This window comes from Shewanella sp. SM95, assembly GCF_025653595.1.
GTDB classification, from domain to species: domain Bacteria; phylum Pseudomonadota; class Gammaproteobacteria; order Enterobacterales; family Shewanellaceae; genus Shewanella; species Shewanella oncorhynchi.
In genome coordinates, this window is the sequence record NZ_JAKKSE010000013.1 from 80,752 (window position 1) to 97,150 (window position 16,399).

Consider the following 16,399-nt stretch of genomic DNA (forward strand, 5'->3'; position numbering starts at 1 on the left):
TAGGAGCCTTTTTTATTGGCTGTTTTTGTCGATAATGCCTTAAATCAAAGTGGCTGTGGCTTAGATTGATTTTTGAGTAAGGTTAAACAATCTTCGGCATTTAAGGGTTTACTGAGTAAGAAACCTTGTACTTGATCGCAACCCTGCATCGCCAAGAAGTTGAGCTGTTCTTGGGTCTCTACGCCTTCGGCGACGACATTCAGTTCTAAGCTGTGAGCGAGGGCAATAATGGCGCTGGTGATGGCGGCATCGTCGGGATCGTTGGTGATGTCTCTGACAAATTCTCGATCGATTTTGAGTGTGTCTATCGGGAAGCGTTTGAGATAGCTTAGGCTCGAATAACCCGTACCAAAATCATCCACGGCTATGGTCAATCCTAGGGCCTTGAGTTTAGATAAGATGCTGACCGATTCCTGCGGATTGCCCATGATCATTGATTCAGTAAGCTCAAGCTCAAGGGATTGAGCCGGGAGACCTGATACGGCTAAAGCAACTTCGATGGTGGAGATAATGTCCGCTTTCAGTTGGCGAGCCGATAGGTTGACGGCAATAGTGATCCCGTTAAATCCTAGGCTATTCCATTCGGCTAATTGCTGGCAGGCGTGGTTGATCACCCAATGGCCAATTTGAGTGATGATACCCGTTTCTTCCGCGAGTGGAATAAATTCCACAGGTGAAATAGGACCAAGTTCAGTGTGATACCAACGTAAAAGTGCTTCCAGTCCTGTGAGTGAACCATCTCGTAAACAGAATTTAGGTTGATAAACCAAGCTTAGTTCTTTGCGTTGGATAGCTTCCTTTAAACCACTTTCGAGTTGTACATGACGGGTGGCGATTTCATTTAACTTAGAGGTATAAAACTGAAAGTTATTTCGACCTGATGATTTTGCGTGGTACATGGCGGTATCTGCAAATTTAATCAGTGAGTCGGCATTGTCCGCATCGTTAGGGTATAAGCTGATACCAATTGAGGTCGAGATGGTCAGCGTTTTATCGTCCAATAGGAAGGGCGTTTGGAATGCTCTGAGCACTTTTTCTGAGATCAGGGTTGCGGCTTTTGTTTTCGCAACACCTTCTAAAATAATAGTAAATTCATCGCCACCTAAGCGTGCGACAGTATCGCCATCACGCACCGCATTTTGCAGTCGTCTTGCCACGGCTTTCAGTAACAAATCCCCGACATGATGACCCATAGAGTCGTTGATATGTTTAAAGCGGTCGAGGTCTAAGAACAGCAAGGCAACGATATTATTCGCTCTGTGCGCTTGAGTAATCGCGTGATTGAGTCTGTCTTGAAATAAGGTTCGGTTCGGTAAGCCAGTTAATGTGTCGAAGCTGGCGAGGAAACGCAGATCTTCTTCGGCTTTTTTTCGCTCTGTGATGTCGGTAAATACTGCAACGAAGTGACTGGTTTCGCCTTTGATATCGATCACTTGGTTGATCTCAAGCCAGACTAAAATGGCCTGACGTTGTTTATTGCGGATCCACAGTTCTCCGACCCAATGTTTGTGACGCAGTAGCTGTTGTTCAATCGTATTGAACAACTCCCGCTGTTGGCGACTAAAGGCTAAGTGAATGAAATGCCTGTCGGTTATTTGGCGTTCTGTGTACCCTGTAATGGCACAAAATGCTGGGTTGACCGAACGAATTCGATAGTTTAATCCTCCCACTACAACGGCTTCGTTCATACTGTTGAGCACTTGTGATGACAGTACCAACTCGTTTTCAATCAGTTTGCGCGAGGTAATGTTACGGTTGGTCCCTGTCATGCGGATCGGATTATCTAGGCTATCTTTTTCCACCACTTTACCGCGGTCTAAAATCCATACCCAATTACCGGGGGAACGTTCGACTCGGTACTCTGCTTCGAAGAAAGGCGAACGACCTTGAAGGTGTTCGTTAAGCTCAAATTTGAATCTTTCTCTATCCTCTGAGTGCATGCTCTCATGGGCTATATTGCTGCTATTCCAATGGGGGACTGAAGAATCCATATTGGTACGATAGACGCGATTTTCTGGTATGTTCCAGTCCCACATGCCATCGCCAGAGGCCCAAAGTGCAAGTTTGAGTCGCTCCTCTGAGGCGCGGATACTGGTTTCAAATTCGCGCTGTTGCTGGCGTTTTCTTTTACGCCAGATAATGATCCAAGCCAACAGCCATAGAGAGAGCAAGCTATAGAGGGCGTAGGCGAACTGAGTTCGATAGAAGGGCGCTTGTACATGAAGATCGACAGAAAGGGCGTAGTCACCTTGAGTGTTGTATTGCAGCCCATGGCGAACATGCAGTTGGTAGTGACCAGGATTAATATTGGTGAAGGTGATTTCATTACCTGTGGGGAGCTCATGCCACTCGTTATCAAATCCCTCAAGAAAATAGCTGAAGCGGTTTTTACCCGTATAGCTGAAATCCAATGAGGTCACCTCAAAACTGATCAGCTGATCGCTATAGTCCATTACTATGCTAGGTGGATGGCTCAAATCGAGAATAGTGTGCCCTTTACCCGCAATACTATAGCCAGTGAGTGCGACTTTAACATCGGGTCGTTGATCTGGAATTGACTTTGGATTGAAACGATTTATGCCATTAATGCCACCAAACCAGAGATCGCCATCGCTGTCTTCAAGTTTTACGCCACCGTTAAACTCCAGTGCTTGTAGCCCTTCTTGCTCATTAAATATGATGACACGATTGGTTTTGGGGTTTAGTTTTCCTATCCCCGCATTACTACTAAACCAAATGTTGTGTTCTTGATCCTCGAGTAAGGCATAGATGGTATCACTTGGTAATCCCTGATTGCGGGTATAGTGGCTAAAACCTGCATCAGTCTCTTGGGACGGTAACTTGCTGATCCCACCATGGGTGGCAAACCATACCTCGCCCGATTTTGTGACTAAAATATCGCGGACGCGGTTGTTGATCAGGCTGTTTTTGTCTGAGGATTGATGGAAGTAGGATTTACCTGTGCCTGTTTTCATATCCAGCTTAAGGAGGCCATCGAGTGTACCTATCCATAGCGTATCTTTGTGTGTTCTGAGGATTAAAAACTGGTTTTGTGCCGGATAGAAATTATCAATATGTGCCAATGAGATAAAAGTAAATTCATCGGTATCTATCGCCTTACGGTAGAGAGCATTGGTTGTTGCCACCCAGAGGCGACCTTGCTCATCAATATCTAAACTACGGATATAATTGGTTTCTGAGCCTTGATCAGTACGTTCTGTCACCTTGAGTAACTGGAAGTGGCCATCTAGCGCCAGTCGACCTAGCCCATAGTTAGTGGCAAACCAAAGCACGCCATTTTTGTCTTGGTCGATATCTCGCAGGGTAAGATTCAAGTTGCGTTGATGCATCCCTAAGGCATTAGCAAAGAGTTCCGTGTAGTGTTCATATTTCCCATTGGCCAACATGCGTTTAAGCCCAGCACCTTCGGTGCCTATCCATAGCGCATTATCTTGGCTGCGGAACAAGGTGCGAATGTTGTTACTTTGTTGCGACAGGTTGGGGATGGATTCGTAAATATGCTGAAAATATTGACGACGGGTATTAATTTTATCTAGACCAGAATAACTGGCACCTAACCATAAATTGCCAAAGGGATCTTGCAGTAAGCTCAGCATGTTATTTTCACTGATACTGTTGGTACGCTTAGGATCATACCTGTGGTAGGTCGCAGTAAATGCCTTATCGTTTCTCTCGAGTTGAATGAGACCAGCTTCTGGCCCAACAACCCAAAAGTCACCCTGCTCAGTTTGGATAAAATCTTTAATGTAAGGCACATTATCGTCTGTCTGCCAGAGGATTTCGCCCTGTTGTGACGCCAAGTTGTAATGCCATAATTGCCCACCCAGAGCTAAGGTGATCGCATTAGCGGAATGTGCCCTAATTTGATGTGCAGTGAGATTCTGCGGGACATTTAAGCGAGTGATAGTATTGGCACTGACAGCAAAGGTGCCGCTATCTTGTGTTCCTGCCAGCAGGTAAGTGTCTTCAACATTGGCTAAGCTGGTGATGTGGGGTTGAACACTATTACCTAAGTTCACTTGGGTAATGCGTTTGGTTTTGGTCGATAGGGAAAATAGTCCTGCTTTAGTACCAATCCAGAGTGTATTGCCTACAACGCTGAGTTTGGTTGTGCGCGGATCGGTAAGCCCTTGTTCTTGGCCAAAGTGTTCAAAGGTCCCTGTGCTCAAATCGAGTCGATTTACCCCTTGGCTGAAAGTCGAAACCCAGATATTACCTTCTGAGTCTTGAATAATGTCAGAGACATAGCTCTCAGAAATACTCCTCGGATCATTGGGTGAATGGGGGAAAATATTGAAGCTGTGACCGTTATAAGCATGCAAACCATCTTGAGTGCCAATCCATAACATACCTGCATTATCCATAAACAGGCTAGTAATCGTATTTTGGGTAAGGCCATCTTCACTGCGAATATGTTCAAATTTGAGCTGTGTGGAAGCCGCGCTCAATGGTTGAGCTAATCCATTGCACGAGATCCCCCACAAACTTAGGATAAAAAGCGTACTAAACATTAGCTTGTGGATTAGTTGACTCAAATTTTCCCCTACCAAAAACGGACCCATCCTGATTAGGTTTCTATTTAGTTTAGTTCTTAGCCTAGACCTTACATGCCATTTTGCTGTAAAAATGCGACTTAAATTGCTGACTTGGTTTAAAAATAACCAAAATCGATGGGCGCGATTCTGTAATAGATCATGCAATATATTAACTGTACCGTTTTACTGCCAATATTCTTTTTATGACGAGTTTGTATTCTGGCGTTTTTGCTAAAGGATCTTAGCATTGTTTCAGGTATGTCAACATATCATGCTAAGACAAATACGGGCGAAGCAGATTAAAATGATGGGCGAGAATAGAAAAAAGACCTTGCCGGAAGGGGAGAAGCAAGGTCTTTGGTTGAACTGTTTTACTTAGATAAAGTTACGCAGCGGGCACCCGCACAAAACCTTCCATCAGTACCCGGGCGCTGCGGCTCATAATGGCTTTGACGACTGTCCATTCACCATTCACTAAGTTTGCCTCGGCGCCAACGCGCAAGGTGCCAGAGGGATGGCCGAAACGTACAGCATCTATCGTTTTGTGAGTGTCTCCACCGCTTGCGGCTAAGTTGACTAAAGTGCCGGGAATTGCCGCCGCCGTACCAATCGCAACGGCAGCCGTGCCCATCATAGCGTGGTGCAGTTTGCCCATCGACAAGGCGCGTACCAGTAGGTCAATTTCATCTGCATTGACGGTTTTACCGCTCGATGACACATAGGCTTTAGGTTTAGCGACAAAGGCGATCTTAGGCGTGTGTTGGCGTGCAACTGCTTCATCAATATGCGAAATCAAGCCCATATGCACGGCGCCATAGGCGCGAATGGTTTCAAATTTGGCAAGGGCGGCATTGTCGCTATTAATATCATCCTGTAGCTCAGTGCCTGTGTAGCCTAAGTCTTCTGCGTTGATAAAAATGGTGGGAATGCCAGCGTTGATCATAGTAGCGTTAAAGCTGCCAATGCCCGGCACTTCTAGCACATCGACAACATTACCCGTAGGGAACATGTTGCCCCCTTCACCGTCTTCATCGGCGGCGGGGTTCATAAATTCGATTTGCACTTCGGCGGCGGGAAAGGTCACACCATCGAGCTCAAAATCACCGGTTTCTTGCACTTCACCCTGGGTGATTGGCACATGGGCGATAATCGTTTTGCCTATGTTGGCTTGCCATATTCGGACTGTGCAGATGCCATTCTGTGGAATGCGGGCCGTATCAATTAAGCCATTGCTGATGGCAAAGGCACCGACAGCGGCGGTCAAGTTGCCACAGTTACCGCTCCAATCGACAAAGGGCTTGTCGATAGCCACTTGGCCAAAGAGGTAATCGACATCGTGATCGGTTTGGGTGCTAGGGGAGAGGATCACGGTTTTGCTGGTGCTCGAGGTTGCTCCGCCCATGCCATCGATTTGTTTACCGTAAGCGTCTGGGCTGCCTATCACTCGCAGTAACAAGGCATCACGGGCGGCACCTGCAACTTGTGCGGCCTTAGGTAAATCCTGCAGACGGAAAAACACGCCCTTGCTGGTGCCGCCGCGCATATAAGTCGCGGCGACTTTGATTTGTGGCGGGAAAAAATTCTTACTCATGCTATTAACTCCAAGGGGAATAGCGATACAGGTTAGCGTTGCTATCAAAGGTGGCGATTCACGTGTGGAGTCGCCACCTGTTGAAAGCGAGTTTTACTTCAGATTCGACTCTAAAAAGTCCTGAGCAAAACGCTGCAATACGCCGCCCGCCTCGTAGATAGACACCTCTTCGGCGGTATCGAGACGACACGTCACCGGCACTTCGATGCGCTCCCCGTTTTTACGGGTGATGACGACAGTCAAATCCGCTCTTGGCGCTGGCGTGCCGAGGACATCGAACACTTCTGTGCCATCTATTCCATAAGTTGCACGATTGTCGCCCGCTTTAAATTCAAGTGGCAACACGCCCATACCGACTAAGTTAGTGCGATGAATGCGCTCGAAACCTTCGGCAACAATGGCCTCAACGCCCGCTAAACGCACGCCTTTGGCAGCCCAGTCGCGGGACGAACCTTGGCCGTAATCTGCGCCCGCTATGATGATCAGCGGCTGCTTACGTTCCATATAGGTTTCAATCGCTTCCCACATACGGGTCACTTGACCTTCTGGCTCGATACGCGTCAGTGAGCCTTGTTGCACTTTGCCATCAACCAGCGCCATTTCGTTTTTAAGCTTAGGATTGGCAAAGGTTGCGCGTTGGGCGGTTAAGTGATCCCCCCTGTGGGTGGCGTAGGAGTTAAAGTCTTCCTCCGGCAAGCCCATTTTGTGCAGATATTCGCCTGCGGCGCTGTCCATCATAATGGCGTTAGAAGGCGATAAATGGTCCGTGGTGATGTTGTCACCCAGCACCGCCAGTGGTCGCATGCCTTTTAACGTGCGCTCTCCGGCCAATGCGCCTTCCCAGTAAGGTGGGCGACGAATATAAGTAGATTGCGGACGCCAATCGTACAGCGGGCTGATTTTTTCGCCGTAATCGACGGCTAAATCGAACATGGGCTCGTACACTTTACGGAACTGCTCAGGTTTAACACTGGTCGCAATCACGGCATCGATTTCTTCATCCGATGGCCAAATGTCGATAAGTTTGACGGGGTTGCCGTCTTTATCTAATCCCAACACATCCTTTTCGATATCGAAACGTATGGTGCCTGCAATCGCGTAGGCGACGACCAATGGCGGCGATGCTAAGAAAGCTTGTTTTGCATAGGGATGAATACGGCCATCGAAGTTGCGGTTACCCGATAACACTGCGGTAGCGTACAAGTCGCGGTCGATCACTTCTTTTTGAATCACAGGATCCAGCGCGCCACTCATACCGTTACACGTCGTGCAGGCAAAACCAACAATGCCAAAGCCGAGTTGTTCAAGTTCAGGTAATAGCTTGGCTTCTTCCAAATACAACTGCACAGCTTTTGAGCCGGGGGCGAGTGAGGTTTTGACCCAAGGTTTGCGGCTTAAGCCTTTAGCGTTGGCGTTGCGGGCAATGAGACCTGCAGCAATCACGTTGCGTGGGTTACTAGTATTAGTACAGCTGGTAATCGCCGCGATAATCACAGCGCCATCGGGCATTAAGCCGGGCTCGTTTTCGACTACGCCGCTAATTCCGCGCTCAGCCAATTCTGATGTTGGCACCCGTGCATGTGGGTTTGATGGCCCTGCAATGGTGCGCACCACCGAAGATAAATCAAAATGCAGTACGCGTGGATAGTGCACTTCGGTCAAGCTGTCGGCCCACAAACCTGCGGTTTTGGCATAGGTTTCAACCAGTTTAACTTGCTCGGCTTCGCGGCCAGTTAAGGTCAAATAATCTAAGGTTTGCTGGTCGATGTAGAACATGGCCGCAGTAGCACCAAACTCAGGTGTCATGTTCGAAATCGTGGCGCGATCGCCTAATGTCAGCGCCGCTGCGCCCTTACCGAAGAACTCTAAATAAGAGGAGACGACTTTTTGTGCGCGTAGAAACTCGGTCAAGGCTAATACGATATCGGTAGCCGTAATGCCTGGCTGTGGTCTGCCCGTGAGCTCGACACCGATAATGTCCGGTAGACGCATATAGGATGCGCGCCCTAGCATGACGCTTTCGGCTTCTAAGCCACCGACACCTATGGCGATAACGCCGAGCGCATCAACGTGCGGCGTGTGGCTATCGGTGCCAACTAAGGTATCAGGGAAGGCCACGCCATTGCGTGAATGCACTACAGGCGACATACGCTCTAAGTTAATTTGGTGCATGATGCCGTTACCCTGAGGGATAACATCAATGTTTTTAAAGGCTTTTTGCGTCCAATTAATAAAGTGGAATCTGTCTTCGTTGCGTCTGTCTTCGATGGCGCGGTTTTTGGCGAAGGCGTCTTTATCAAACCCACCAAATTCGACAGCGAGTGAGTGATCCACAATTAATTGTGTTGGTACAACAGGGTTCACTTTGGCGGGATCGCCACCCTTAGCGGCAATAGCGTCACGCAGACCTGCAAGGTCAACTAAAGCGGTTTGCCCCAAAATATCATGGCAGACCACGCGGGCAGGAAACCAAGGGAAATCCAGTTCTTGCTTAGATTCGATAATCTGTTTTAGCGAGTCGGTCAAAACGGCCGGATCGCAGCGACGGACTAAGTTTTCGGCTAAAACGCGCGAGGTGTAAGGTAGCTTGGCATACGAGCCAGCTTGAATGGCTTCTACGGCTTCGCGGGTATCGAAGTAATCGAGTTGAGTGCCGGGTAAGGGCTTGCGATATTGGGTATTCATAGCAGTGCTCATAACATCATCCATTTCGGAAAATGAATTTGGCGCGAGACTTACATTGAGTGAAATCTCGCGCCAAGTGTGGTCAATTTTGCTTAACGGTTGGCAATCGGTACCACTTTGCGCGGTGCCACGCCCACATAATCGGCACTCGGGCGGATGATGCGGTTGTTAGATCGTTGCTCCATCACGTGCGCCGCCCAGCCTGTGACGCGTGAACACACGAAGATTGGCGTAAACAACTTAGTCGGAATATCCATGTAGTGGTACGCGCTGGCGTGGAAGAAGTCAGCATTACAGAAGAGTTTTTTCTGTTCCCACATCAGGGCTTCGCAGGCAACTGATACTCGATATAGGCGGTCGTCACCGTTGGCAGCCGCCAGTTTTTCTGACCATTCTTTGATGATGGCGTTACGTGGATCGCTGTCGCGGTAAATTGCGTGGCCGAAGCCCATGATCTTATCTTTACGCTCGAGTTTGCCCATTAAGATGTCGCGCGCATCGGCTTCATCTTTCATATCTTGAATGAGTTCCATCGCCGCTTCGTTTGCGCCGCCATGCAGCGGACCGCGCAGTGAACCAATCGCCCCTGTGACGCACGAATGCATATCTGACAGGGTGGAAGCACATACGCGAGCGGTAAAGGTTGATGCGTTAAATTCATGTTCTGCATAAAGAATTAACGATACGTCCATCACTTTAGCATGCAGTGCCGACGGCGCTTTACCATGTAACAAGTGCAGGAAGTGTGCGCCAATTTGATCGTCATCGGTTTCAGTATCAATACGCACGCCATCGTGGCTAAAGCGATACCAGTAACAGATGATCGATGGGAACGCGGCGAGTAAACGGTCGGTAATTTCACTCTGTTCGCTAAAGCTGTGCTCGGCTTCTAAGTTGCCTAGCATAGAGCAGCCAGTACGCATCACATCCATAGGATGAGTGTCGGCTGGAATGCGCTCCAATACTTCTTTTAATGCTTGCGGCAGACCGCGAAGGCCTTTGAGTTTGGTTTTGTAGGCATCAAGTTGGGCTTGAGTGGGCAGCTCGCCGTAAAGAATAAGGTAGGCGACTTCTTCGAAGGTGGCATTTTCACCGAGATCTTTCACATCATAACCGCGGTACGTTAGGCCCGAGCCTGACACGCCCACTGTGCTCAATGCGGTTTCGCCTGCGCTCTGGCCACGTAATCCTGCACCGCTTAGTTTTTTAGCTTCTGACATAATCCTTCCCTTCCGTTAACTCTGTTTGGTTATTGCTGGCGGATTTCAGTGCTCATTTCAGAGCACTTATTCGCCGACATTTATTGGTTAAGGCTGCACTTTTTATGTAATTTGTTTAACGCTAAATCTGTTTTAACGCCAAACCCTGTAGGGTTGCAGCTTTTCGGTTATTTATCTTGGCTGAACAGTTGATCTAACTTGTCTTCAAAGGCGTGGTAGCCCAAGTATTTATACAAGTCTTTACGGGTCTGCATAGTGTCTAGCACGTTGCGTTGATGACCATCATTCATCAGCGCTTGCATGACGTTCAGTGCGGCTTGGTTGGCTGCACGGAAAGTACCGAGTGGGTAGAGCACCATGTCGGCACCCGCCTCGGCGAGTTCTTCTTTATTGAACAATTGGGTTTGACCAAATTCAGTCATGTTCGCCAAAATCGGTGCTTTTACCTGTGCTTTAAAATGGCGATATTGGTCTAGCTCAGTTAAGGCTTCGGCGAAGATCATGTCGGCGCCGGCGGCGATATACGCTTGAGCACGTTCAATACCCGCTTCTAAACCTTCCACGGCGACCGCATCGGTACGCGCCATGATCACAAAGTTAGGATCGGTACGGGCATCGACGGCCGCTTTAATGCGATCGACCATTTCTTCAATGCTCACGACTGCTTTGTTGGGTCTATGGCCGCAACGCTTTTGCGACACTTGGTCTTCCATGTGCACAGCAGCGACGCCGATTTTTTCGAATTCTTTGATGGTACGAGCAATGTTGAATGCGCCGCCCCAGCCAGTATCGATATCGACCAATAAAGGCACTTGCGTGGCAGAGGTGATGCGGCCGGCATCAATCAGCACGTCATTCATTGAGGTCATGCCCAAGTCAGGCAAACCGTAGGAAGCATTGGCAACGCCAGCGCCCGAAAGATACAAGGCTTGGAAGCCTGTTTGTTCTGCCATTAAGGCAAAATAGGCATTGGTGGTGCCAACGATTTGTAACGGTTTGGCCTTAGCAAGAGCTTGGCGAAAACGTAATCCTGCGCTTTGGGTCATGGTTTTATCCTTTTCCATTTTATGGGAAGTGGGCATATTGAGCCGTAAGAACTTAGCTAATGTTGGCTAAGGTTTCTTTTGCGGCTGCATTGGCTTGCAATTCAATTAAGCGTAATTCGGTATTTTTACGCCCCTGTTCGATATGGCGGCGCATCAGCAAACTTGCCAACTCACCATCGCGCTGGGCAATGGCTTCGACTATGCGTCTGTGTTCGGCAATCGCTTTCACGGGGCGATTTTTATTAGTGCACTGGTAGCGATACATACGCAGCAAGTGATACAGGCCGCCGACTAAGGTTTCCTGCAGATGCTTGTTACCGCTGGCTTGAATAATTTGGTAGTGGAAGTCGACATCGCCTTCCTCTTGGAAGTAAGTATCGCCCTTGGCGAGCGCCGCTTCTTGCGTTGCGAGCAGATCTTCTAGCTTGGCTAATTGTTCTGGGGTAATACGGCTGGCGGCGAGTTCGCAGGCCATGCCTTCAAGTACGCTACGTAGTTGATATAAATCGTTAAGTTCACTCACCGTCAGTTGGGCGACGCGGGCACCAACATGGGGCGCACGCACCACTAAACGTTGTCTTTCTAAGGTTTGCAGTGCTTCGCGGGTCGGGCCGCGGCTGATGCCGTATTTTTCGGCCAGTGCTTGCTCGTTAATCTTGCTGCCCGCAGGCAGTTCGCCCTTGATGATGCTGGTTTGGATCTGCACCAAAATTTGATCGGCTAATGTGGTCGACGTCTTATCTGCCGAGGTCGATTTGACCTTGTGCAGGTGGGGAACTTGAGTGTCATCAGAAACGAACGTCGTGTCTTGCTTCAACATAGAGCGCATCACTATTAATAGGATTGTCGACAATGGGTAAAAAATAGCCCTCCCTTGGTGGATTGTCAACAATGTGTTTACTTAGACGTAAGTCTATATTTCAATGGATTTCTGTTTTTATTGTTGATTTTTATCATTTTATTTTGATTATCTCGTTATTAATATTTTATGTTATGAATATTTAAATATTAAATTGTCAACAATGGAGTGGTTTTAACCTTCCAACCTCGTTGCGGATGTTGATGGTTTTGGGGGAAATCGTCCAAATGCATTTGGCATGTTTATCCTTCGCGTTATGCTATGGGCGGAATGAGACATTTGGGGATGACAGTGGAAAAAGTGTTAGTGAGCAGTTGTTTACTCGGACAAGCGGTGCGCTACGACGGTGGCCATAACTTGATGGAGAGCGAGCTGGTGCAAACGTGGCTCGAGCAAGGGCGGATTGTGGCGATTTGTCCCGAATGTGCAGGCGGTTTGCCAACACCTAGACCGCCAGCGGAGCGGTTTGGACAGCGCATCTTAACTGCCCAAGGTGAGGATATGACCCACGCTTTTAGTCTGGGAGCCGATCTCGCGCTTAAGCTGGCGCAGCAACACGGGATTAAAGTGGCGATTTTAAAAGCCCGCAGTCCATCCTGTGGTAATAGGCAGATTTACGATGGTCAATTTGTAAAACAGTTAATTGCGGGACAAGGATTAACAGCTGAAAAACTCAGCGCCGCAGGAATAACCGTATTCAATGAATTGGAATTATCCGCTGCAGCGGCAGGCGTTGCTGAACTAGAGCAAAACTAGGGACGAGCTAGCTTGCTTGAGTGTGATTAGTGCTGGTGGCCTTATTGTTCACACTTTGATGTGTTTGGAGTAAAGCATGGATTTGTTGATCTTTTTCCGCCCACACTTGGTTTAACCAGCGTTGGAATTCGACACGGTACTCAGATTCAGAGAAATAACGTGCCGCATCTACCTGAGGCACGGGCAGGGCGTTAATTCGCACAATAATTTTACTGACCTTACCATTCATCACCCCAAACAGAATATCTTCAGGCGCATCTGGGTAGACGATTGTCATATCCAGCAGGTTAGTAAATTGTTCGCCCATGGCTGATAAGGTAAAGGCGATACCACCCGCTTTAGGACGTAACAAATGTTGATAAGGCGAGTTTTGGCGCTGATGTTTATCTTGGGTAAAACGGCTGCCTTCAACATAGTTAATGATTGAGGTGGGCATATTGCTAAACTTGGCACAGGCGCGGCGTGTGGTCGCTAAATCTTTGCCCTTAAGCTTTGGATTCTTTTTAAGTTTTGCTGGGCTGGTTCTATTCATAAATGGCATATCCAGCGCCCAACATCCTAGGCCCATGATAGGCACATAGGCGAGTTCTTTTTTGAGGAAGAACTTCAGCATAGGGATGTGGTTACGTAACACGTAAGTTTGCGCGGCGATATCGAATCCACTGAGGTGGTTACTGATCAGTAAATACCAGCTGTTTTTATCGAGTCCTTCGAGCCCTTTGACATCCCACTCAATTTTAGCGATCAAATACAAGATGCCACCGTTGCAGCAGGCCCAAGCCCACATAAAACGGTTCATGACCGTAGTCACCGCATTGCGCGCACCTTGTGCTGGCATCACAAGTTTCACTAATCCGCCAATGCTGATAAGCGAGCCCCAAACGGCGGTATTAATGATCAGCAAGCTTAAGCTCAGCATAAACAACACTGAACCAGGCAGGAAATTCAACATAGTGGCGTTACCTTTATTCTTTATTCGCTTGGCTAGCGAGTTGGCTTAACACTTGATCCTTAGTGAGCCAGAGTTGATTCAGTTGTTCTTGGAAGCCAATTTTAAAATCGCGGTCATTCATATAATCACCGCGCATTGCAGGATCAATATCGGAGACCTTGATGTGTACTTTAACGCTTGGCAACTTGCCTGTCAGGTAGTCCCAATAGCTCGGTACTGCGTCTGGGTAGTAAATGGAGACATCGACTAGCTTGTGGATCTGTTCACCCATGGCTGATAGCGCGAAGGCCATGCCGCCCGCTTTAGGTTTTAGCAAATGTTGGAACTGTGAGTTTTGTTTTTGATGCTTAGCCTTGCTGAAGCGCGTGCCTTCGACAAAGTTCATCACACTCACAGGCTTAGCCTTAAACTTAGTACAGGCTTTACGTGTAATTTCAATGTCTTTGCCCTTTAACTTAGGATTCTTACGCAACTGTGCCGTGCTATAACGACGCATAAAAGGAAAATCGAGTGCCCACCAAGCTAGGCCTAATACAGGCACAAAAATCAGCTCTTGCTTGAGGAAAAACTTTAAGAAAGGGATTTTTCGGTTAAAAATCCGCTGCAGGATCAGGATATCGACCCAAGACTGGTGGTTGGCAATCACCATATACCACTCTTTAGTGGAAAAGTCGGTGTCACCACTCAGTTCTATTTTAACGGGATGCAAGCAACGCTCAATCACGCCATTGACGCTGATCCAAGCACTGGCACAAAAGTCGAGCACATGACTAGTCGCAGTCCTTAATGGACTGATAGGTATCAGTTTTATAAAACTGATTAACACGATTGGGATAGTCCAAAAGACGGTATTTATAACGTAACCTAAAAATGCAATACAGCCTTTTATCTGTGAAAACAGCATTCCCATCCGAGCCCCCTGACAAAAATTGGAGGCCTATGTTACTCGGTGTAGGCGTTTGGCTCAATCTTAGGCACTGCTGGTCGGTGCATTTGTTCATCTTCACTGTAAAGTGGCTGACTCAATATTGCTGGGATAGTCGTGCCAGCAACCTATCCATAGCACGATAACCCAGTGCTTGGGCAAGATGACGGCGTTCTGTGTTAGGCACTTGTTCCAGATCGGCAATCGTGCGGGCGACTCTTTGTATACGATGAAAACTGCGAACAGATAGGCCAAGCTTGACCACGCTTTGCTCCAAAAATACTAAATCAGCATCACTGAGCCCGCTGAAGCGTTTCAATTGTTTCCCTGTAAGTTCGCTATTGAGCACACCAGCACGGGCGAGTTGTAGCTCACGCGCCAGCTTCACTCGTTTGGCGATATCTTGGCTGGTTTCTGTCTGCGGCGCGGCTTGAGTCAAGGTGCCCGCGGGAAGTTTGGGCACTTCTATGGTCAAGTCGAAACGATCGAGAAACGGACCTGAAAGCCGCGAAAGGTAACGTTGGATTTGTTCTGGGCTGGATCTATGATGGCTATCCAAGTCGCCACTAGGGCTAGGATTCATCGCTGCGATTAATTGGAATCGACTTAAAAATGTCAGCTTAGCGGCGGCGCGGGAAATCACTACTTCGCCGGTTTCCATCGGTTCGCGCAGGCAATCTAAGACTTTACGCGGAAATTCAGCCACTTCATCCAAGAATAATACACCGCGATGGGCGAGGGAGATCTCCCCAGGTTTTGGGATACTGCCACCGCCCACGAGGGAAATTGAAGAACTCGTGTGGTGCGGTGCCCTAAATGGTCGCTGTAAAAAATGCTGCGGTTTAATGTCGAGTCCTGCAACGGAATGAATTGCCGCCACTTCTAACGCTTCCTCATAATTGAGTGCGGGCAATAGCGCCATCATGCGGCTGGCAAGCATGGTCTTGCCAGTACCTGGCGGGCCTAGCATCAAGAGGTTGTGGTTACCCGCAGCGGCAATTTCGAGTGCTTGCTTGGCCTGATATTGGCCAATCACATCGCTCAGGCAAGTATGGGACTCGGGTGTCTCTTGGCTTACCCATTCTAACTGTGGCGCCAGTGTGGGCAGTTGGTTTTGCCCTTGTAAATACGCGGCTAGACTTTGCAGATGCGAACCAAATAACACATTGGGATAGCCGACTAGCTCTGCATCGTGGCGGTTATCTAGCGGTAAGACCAAGGTATGGTCTTGGCGCTTCGCCGCGATAATCGCGGGCAATAACCCTTGGCAGTAACGTATGTGCCCTGACAGTGCCAGCTCGCCGACAAACTCGATATTTTTTAAACTGTTAATGGGAATCTGTTCCGAAGCGGCCAATATGCCCACGGCGATGGGTAAGTCGTAGCGGCCACCTTGTTTAGGTAAATCAGCTGGCGCGAGGTTGACTGTTATCCGCCGCATTGGAAACTCGAATCCCGCATTGATCAAGGCACTGCGTACTCGCTCACGGGCTTCTTTTACCGAAGCTTCGGGTAATCCCACCAGATTAAATGCCGGTAAGCCGTTACTGAGATGCACTTCAACAGTCACGTCGGGTGCTTCGACCCCACAACTGGCTCGGGTATTGACGCAGGCAATCGCCATAAACAAATCCTTTTGTGGTCATTTCGCGCAGAATTTGAGTGTAGCAGTAATTAATGGGAGGGGTTTCCTATCGCCTAGGTCGTTGCCCTTCTCATTAGCAAGCCGTTGACTCCGGCTTTGCTAATCGTGTGATAGGTTTGGCAATTTACCTTATTTGAAGATGGCAAATAGTTGATAGAAATGAT

10 protein-coding genes are annotated in these 16,399 nt (G+C 48.3%); 1 reads left to right on the forward strand and 9 read right to left on the reverse strand.

Annotated features, from left to right (window positions below; translation table 11 throughout):
* Positions 1–44: 44 nt before the first annotated feature.
* The 6 genes from L5M29_RS14670 to L5M29_RS14695 all read right to left on the reverse strand — a co-directional run bounded on the left by L5M29_RS14670 (position 45) and on the right by L5M29_RS14695 (position 11,918).
* Positions 45–4,571, reverse strand: a complete 4,527-nt coding sequence (locus L5M29_RS14670) for an EAL domain-containing protein (protein ID WP_263168462.1) — start codon at positions 4,569–4,571, stop codon at positions 45–47.
* 370 nt (positions 4,572–4,941) lie between these two features.
* On the reverse strand, positions 4,942–6,147 hold the full coding sequence (prpF, locus tag L5M29_RS14675) for a 2-methylaconitate cis-trans isomerase PrpF (RefSeq protein ID WP_263168408.1): 1,206 nt from the start codon (positions 6,145–6,147) through the stop codon (positions 4,942–4,944).
* 93 nt (positions 6,148–6,240) lie between these two features.
* Entirely contained in the window at positions 6,241–8,844 is a 2,604-nt protein-coding gene (acnD, locus tag L5M29_RS14680; RefSeq protein ID WP_263168409.1) for a Fe/S-dependent 2-methylisocitrate dehydratase AcnD, read from the reverse strand.
* An 80-nt stretch (positions 8,845–8,924) separates the two neighbouring features.
* Positions 8,925–10,052, reverse strand: coding sequence for a 2-methylcitrate synthase (prpC, locus tag L5M29_RS14685; RefSeq protein WP_014611487.1), 1,128 nt, complete (start codon positions 10,050–10,052; stop codon positions 8,925–8,927).
* Positions 10,053–10,219: 167 nt separating this feature from the next.
* Positions 10,220–11,098 carry a methylisocitrate lyase gene (gene prpB, locus L5M29_RS14690; RefSeq protein WP_006084450.1) on the reverse strand — a complete coding sequence of 293 codons (879 nt, stop codon included), beginning with the start codon at positions 11,096–11,098 and terminating at the stop codon, positions 10,220–10,222.
* A gap of 52 nt (positions 11,099–11,150) precedes the next feature.
* A complete protein-coding gene (locus L5M29_RS14695; RefSeq protein WP_006084449.1) occupies positions 11,151–11,918 on the reverse strand; it encodes a GntR family transcriptional regulator in 768 nt (255 codons plus the stop codon).
* Positions 11,919–12,218: 300 nt separating this feature from the next.
* On the opposite strand from L5M29_RS14695, the gene L5M29_RS14700 reads away from it, so the two are divergent.
* The gene (locus L5M29_RS14700; RefSeq protein WP_263168411.1) at positions 12,219–12,713 is read left to right on the forward strand and encodes a DUF523 domain-containing protein; all 495 of its coding nucleotides are present in this window, start codon (positions 12,219–12,221) and stop codon (positions 12,711–12,713) included.
* A 7-nt stretch (positions 12,714–12,720) separates the two neighbouring features.
* Here L5M29_RS14700 and L5M29_RS14705 read toward each other — a convergent pair whose 3' ends face one another.
* The 3 genes from L5M29_RS14705 to L5M29_RS14715 all read right to left on the reverse strand — a co-directional run bounded on the left by L5M29_RS14705 (position 12,721) and on the right by L5M29_RS14715 (position 16,214).
* Positions 12,721–13,665 (reverse strand): acyltransferase, encoded by a 945-nt coding sequence (locus L5M29_RS14705; protein WP_263168413.1) that lies wholly within the window; start codon positions 13,663–13,665, stop codon positions 12,721–12,723.
* Between the two features lie 13 nt (positions 13,666–13,678).
* The gene (locus L5M29_RS14710; RefSeq protein ID WP_212600634.1) at positions 13,679–14,575 is read right to left on the reverse strand and encodes an acyltransferase; all 897 of its coding nucleotides are present in this window, start codon (positions 14,573–14,575) and stop codon (positions 13,679–13,681) included.
* Between the two features lie 112 nt (positions 14,576–14,687).
* Positions 14,688–16,214: a YifB family Mg chelatase-like AAA ATPase gene (locus L5M29_RS14715; protein WP_263168415.1), complete on the reverse strand. Its 1,527-nt coding sequence runs from the start codon at positions 16,212–16,214 to the stop codon at positions 14,688–14,690.
* Between the last annotated feature and the right edge of the window lie 185 nt (positions 16,215–16,399).

Bases quoted from the DNA above. Each gene is read 5' to 3' on its own strand.
- prpF (WP_263168408.1), bottom strand. From the start codon at position 6,147: ATGAGTAAGAATTTTTTCCCGCCACAAATCAAAGTCGCCGCGACTTAT.
- acnD (WP_263168409.1), bottom strand. From the start codon at position 8,844: ATGAGCACTGCTATGAATACCCAATATCGCAAGCCCTTACCCGGCACT.
- prpC (WP_014611487.1), bottom strand. From the start codon at position 10,052: ATGTCAGAAGCTAAAAAACTAAGCGGTGCAGGATTACGTGGCCAGAGC.
- prpB (WP_006084450.1), bottom strand. From the start codon at position 11,098: ATGACCCAAAGCGCAGGATTACGTTTTCGCCAAGCTCTTGCTAAGGCC.
- L5M29_RS14695 (WP_006084449.1), bottom strand. From the start codon at position 11,918: ATGTTGAAGCAAGACACGACGTTCGTTTCTGATGACACTCAAGTTCCC.
- L5M29_RS14700 (WP_263168411.1), top strand. From the start codon at position 12,219: ATGGGCGGAATGAGACATTTGGGGATGACAGTGGAAAAAGTGTTAGTG.
- L5M29_RS14705 (WP_263168413.1), bottom strand. From the start codon at position 13,665: ATGTTGAATTTCCTGCCTGGTTCAGTGTTGTTTATGCTGAGCTTAAGC.
- L5M29_RS14710 (WP_212600634.1), bottom strand. From the start codon at position 14,575: ATGGGAATGCTGTTTTCACAGATAAAAGGCTGTATTGCATTTTTAGGT.
- L5M29_RS14715 (WP_263168415.1), bottom strand. From the start codon at position 16,214: ATGGCGATTGCCTGCGTCAATACCCGAGCCAGTTGTGGGGTCGAAGCA.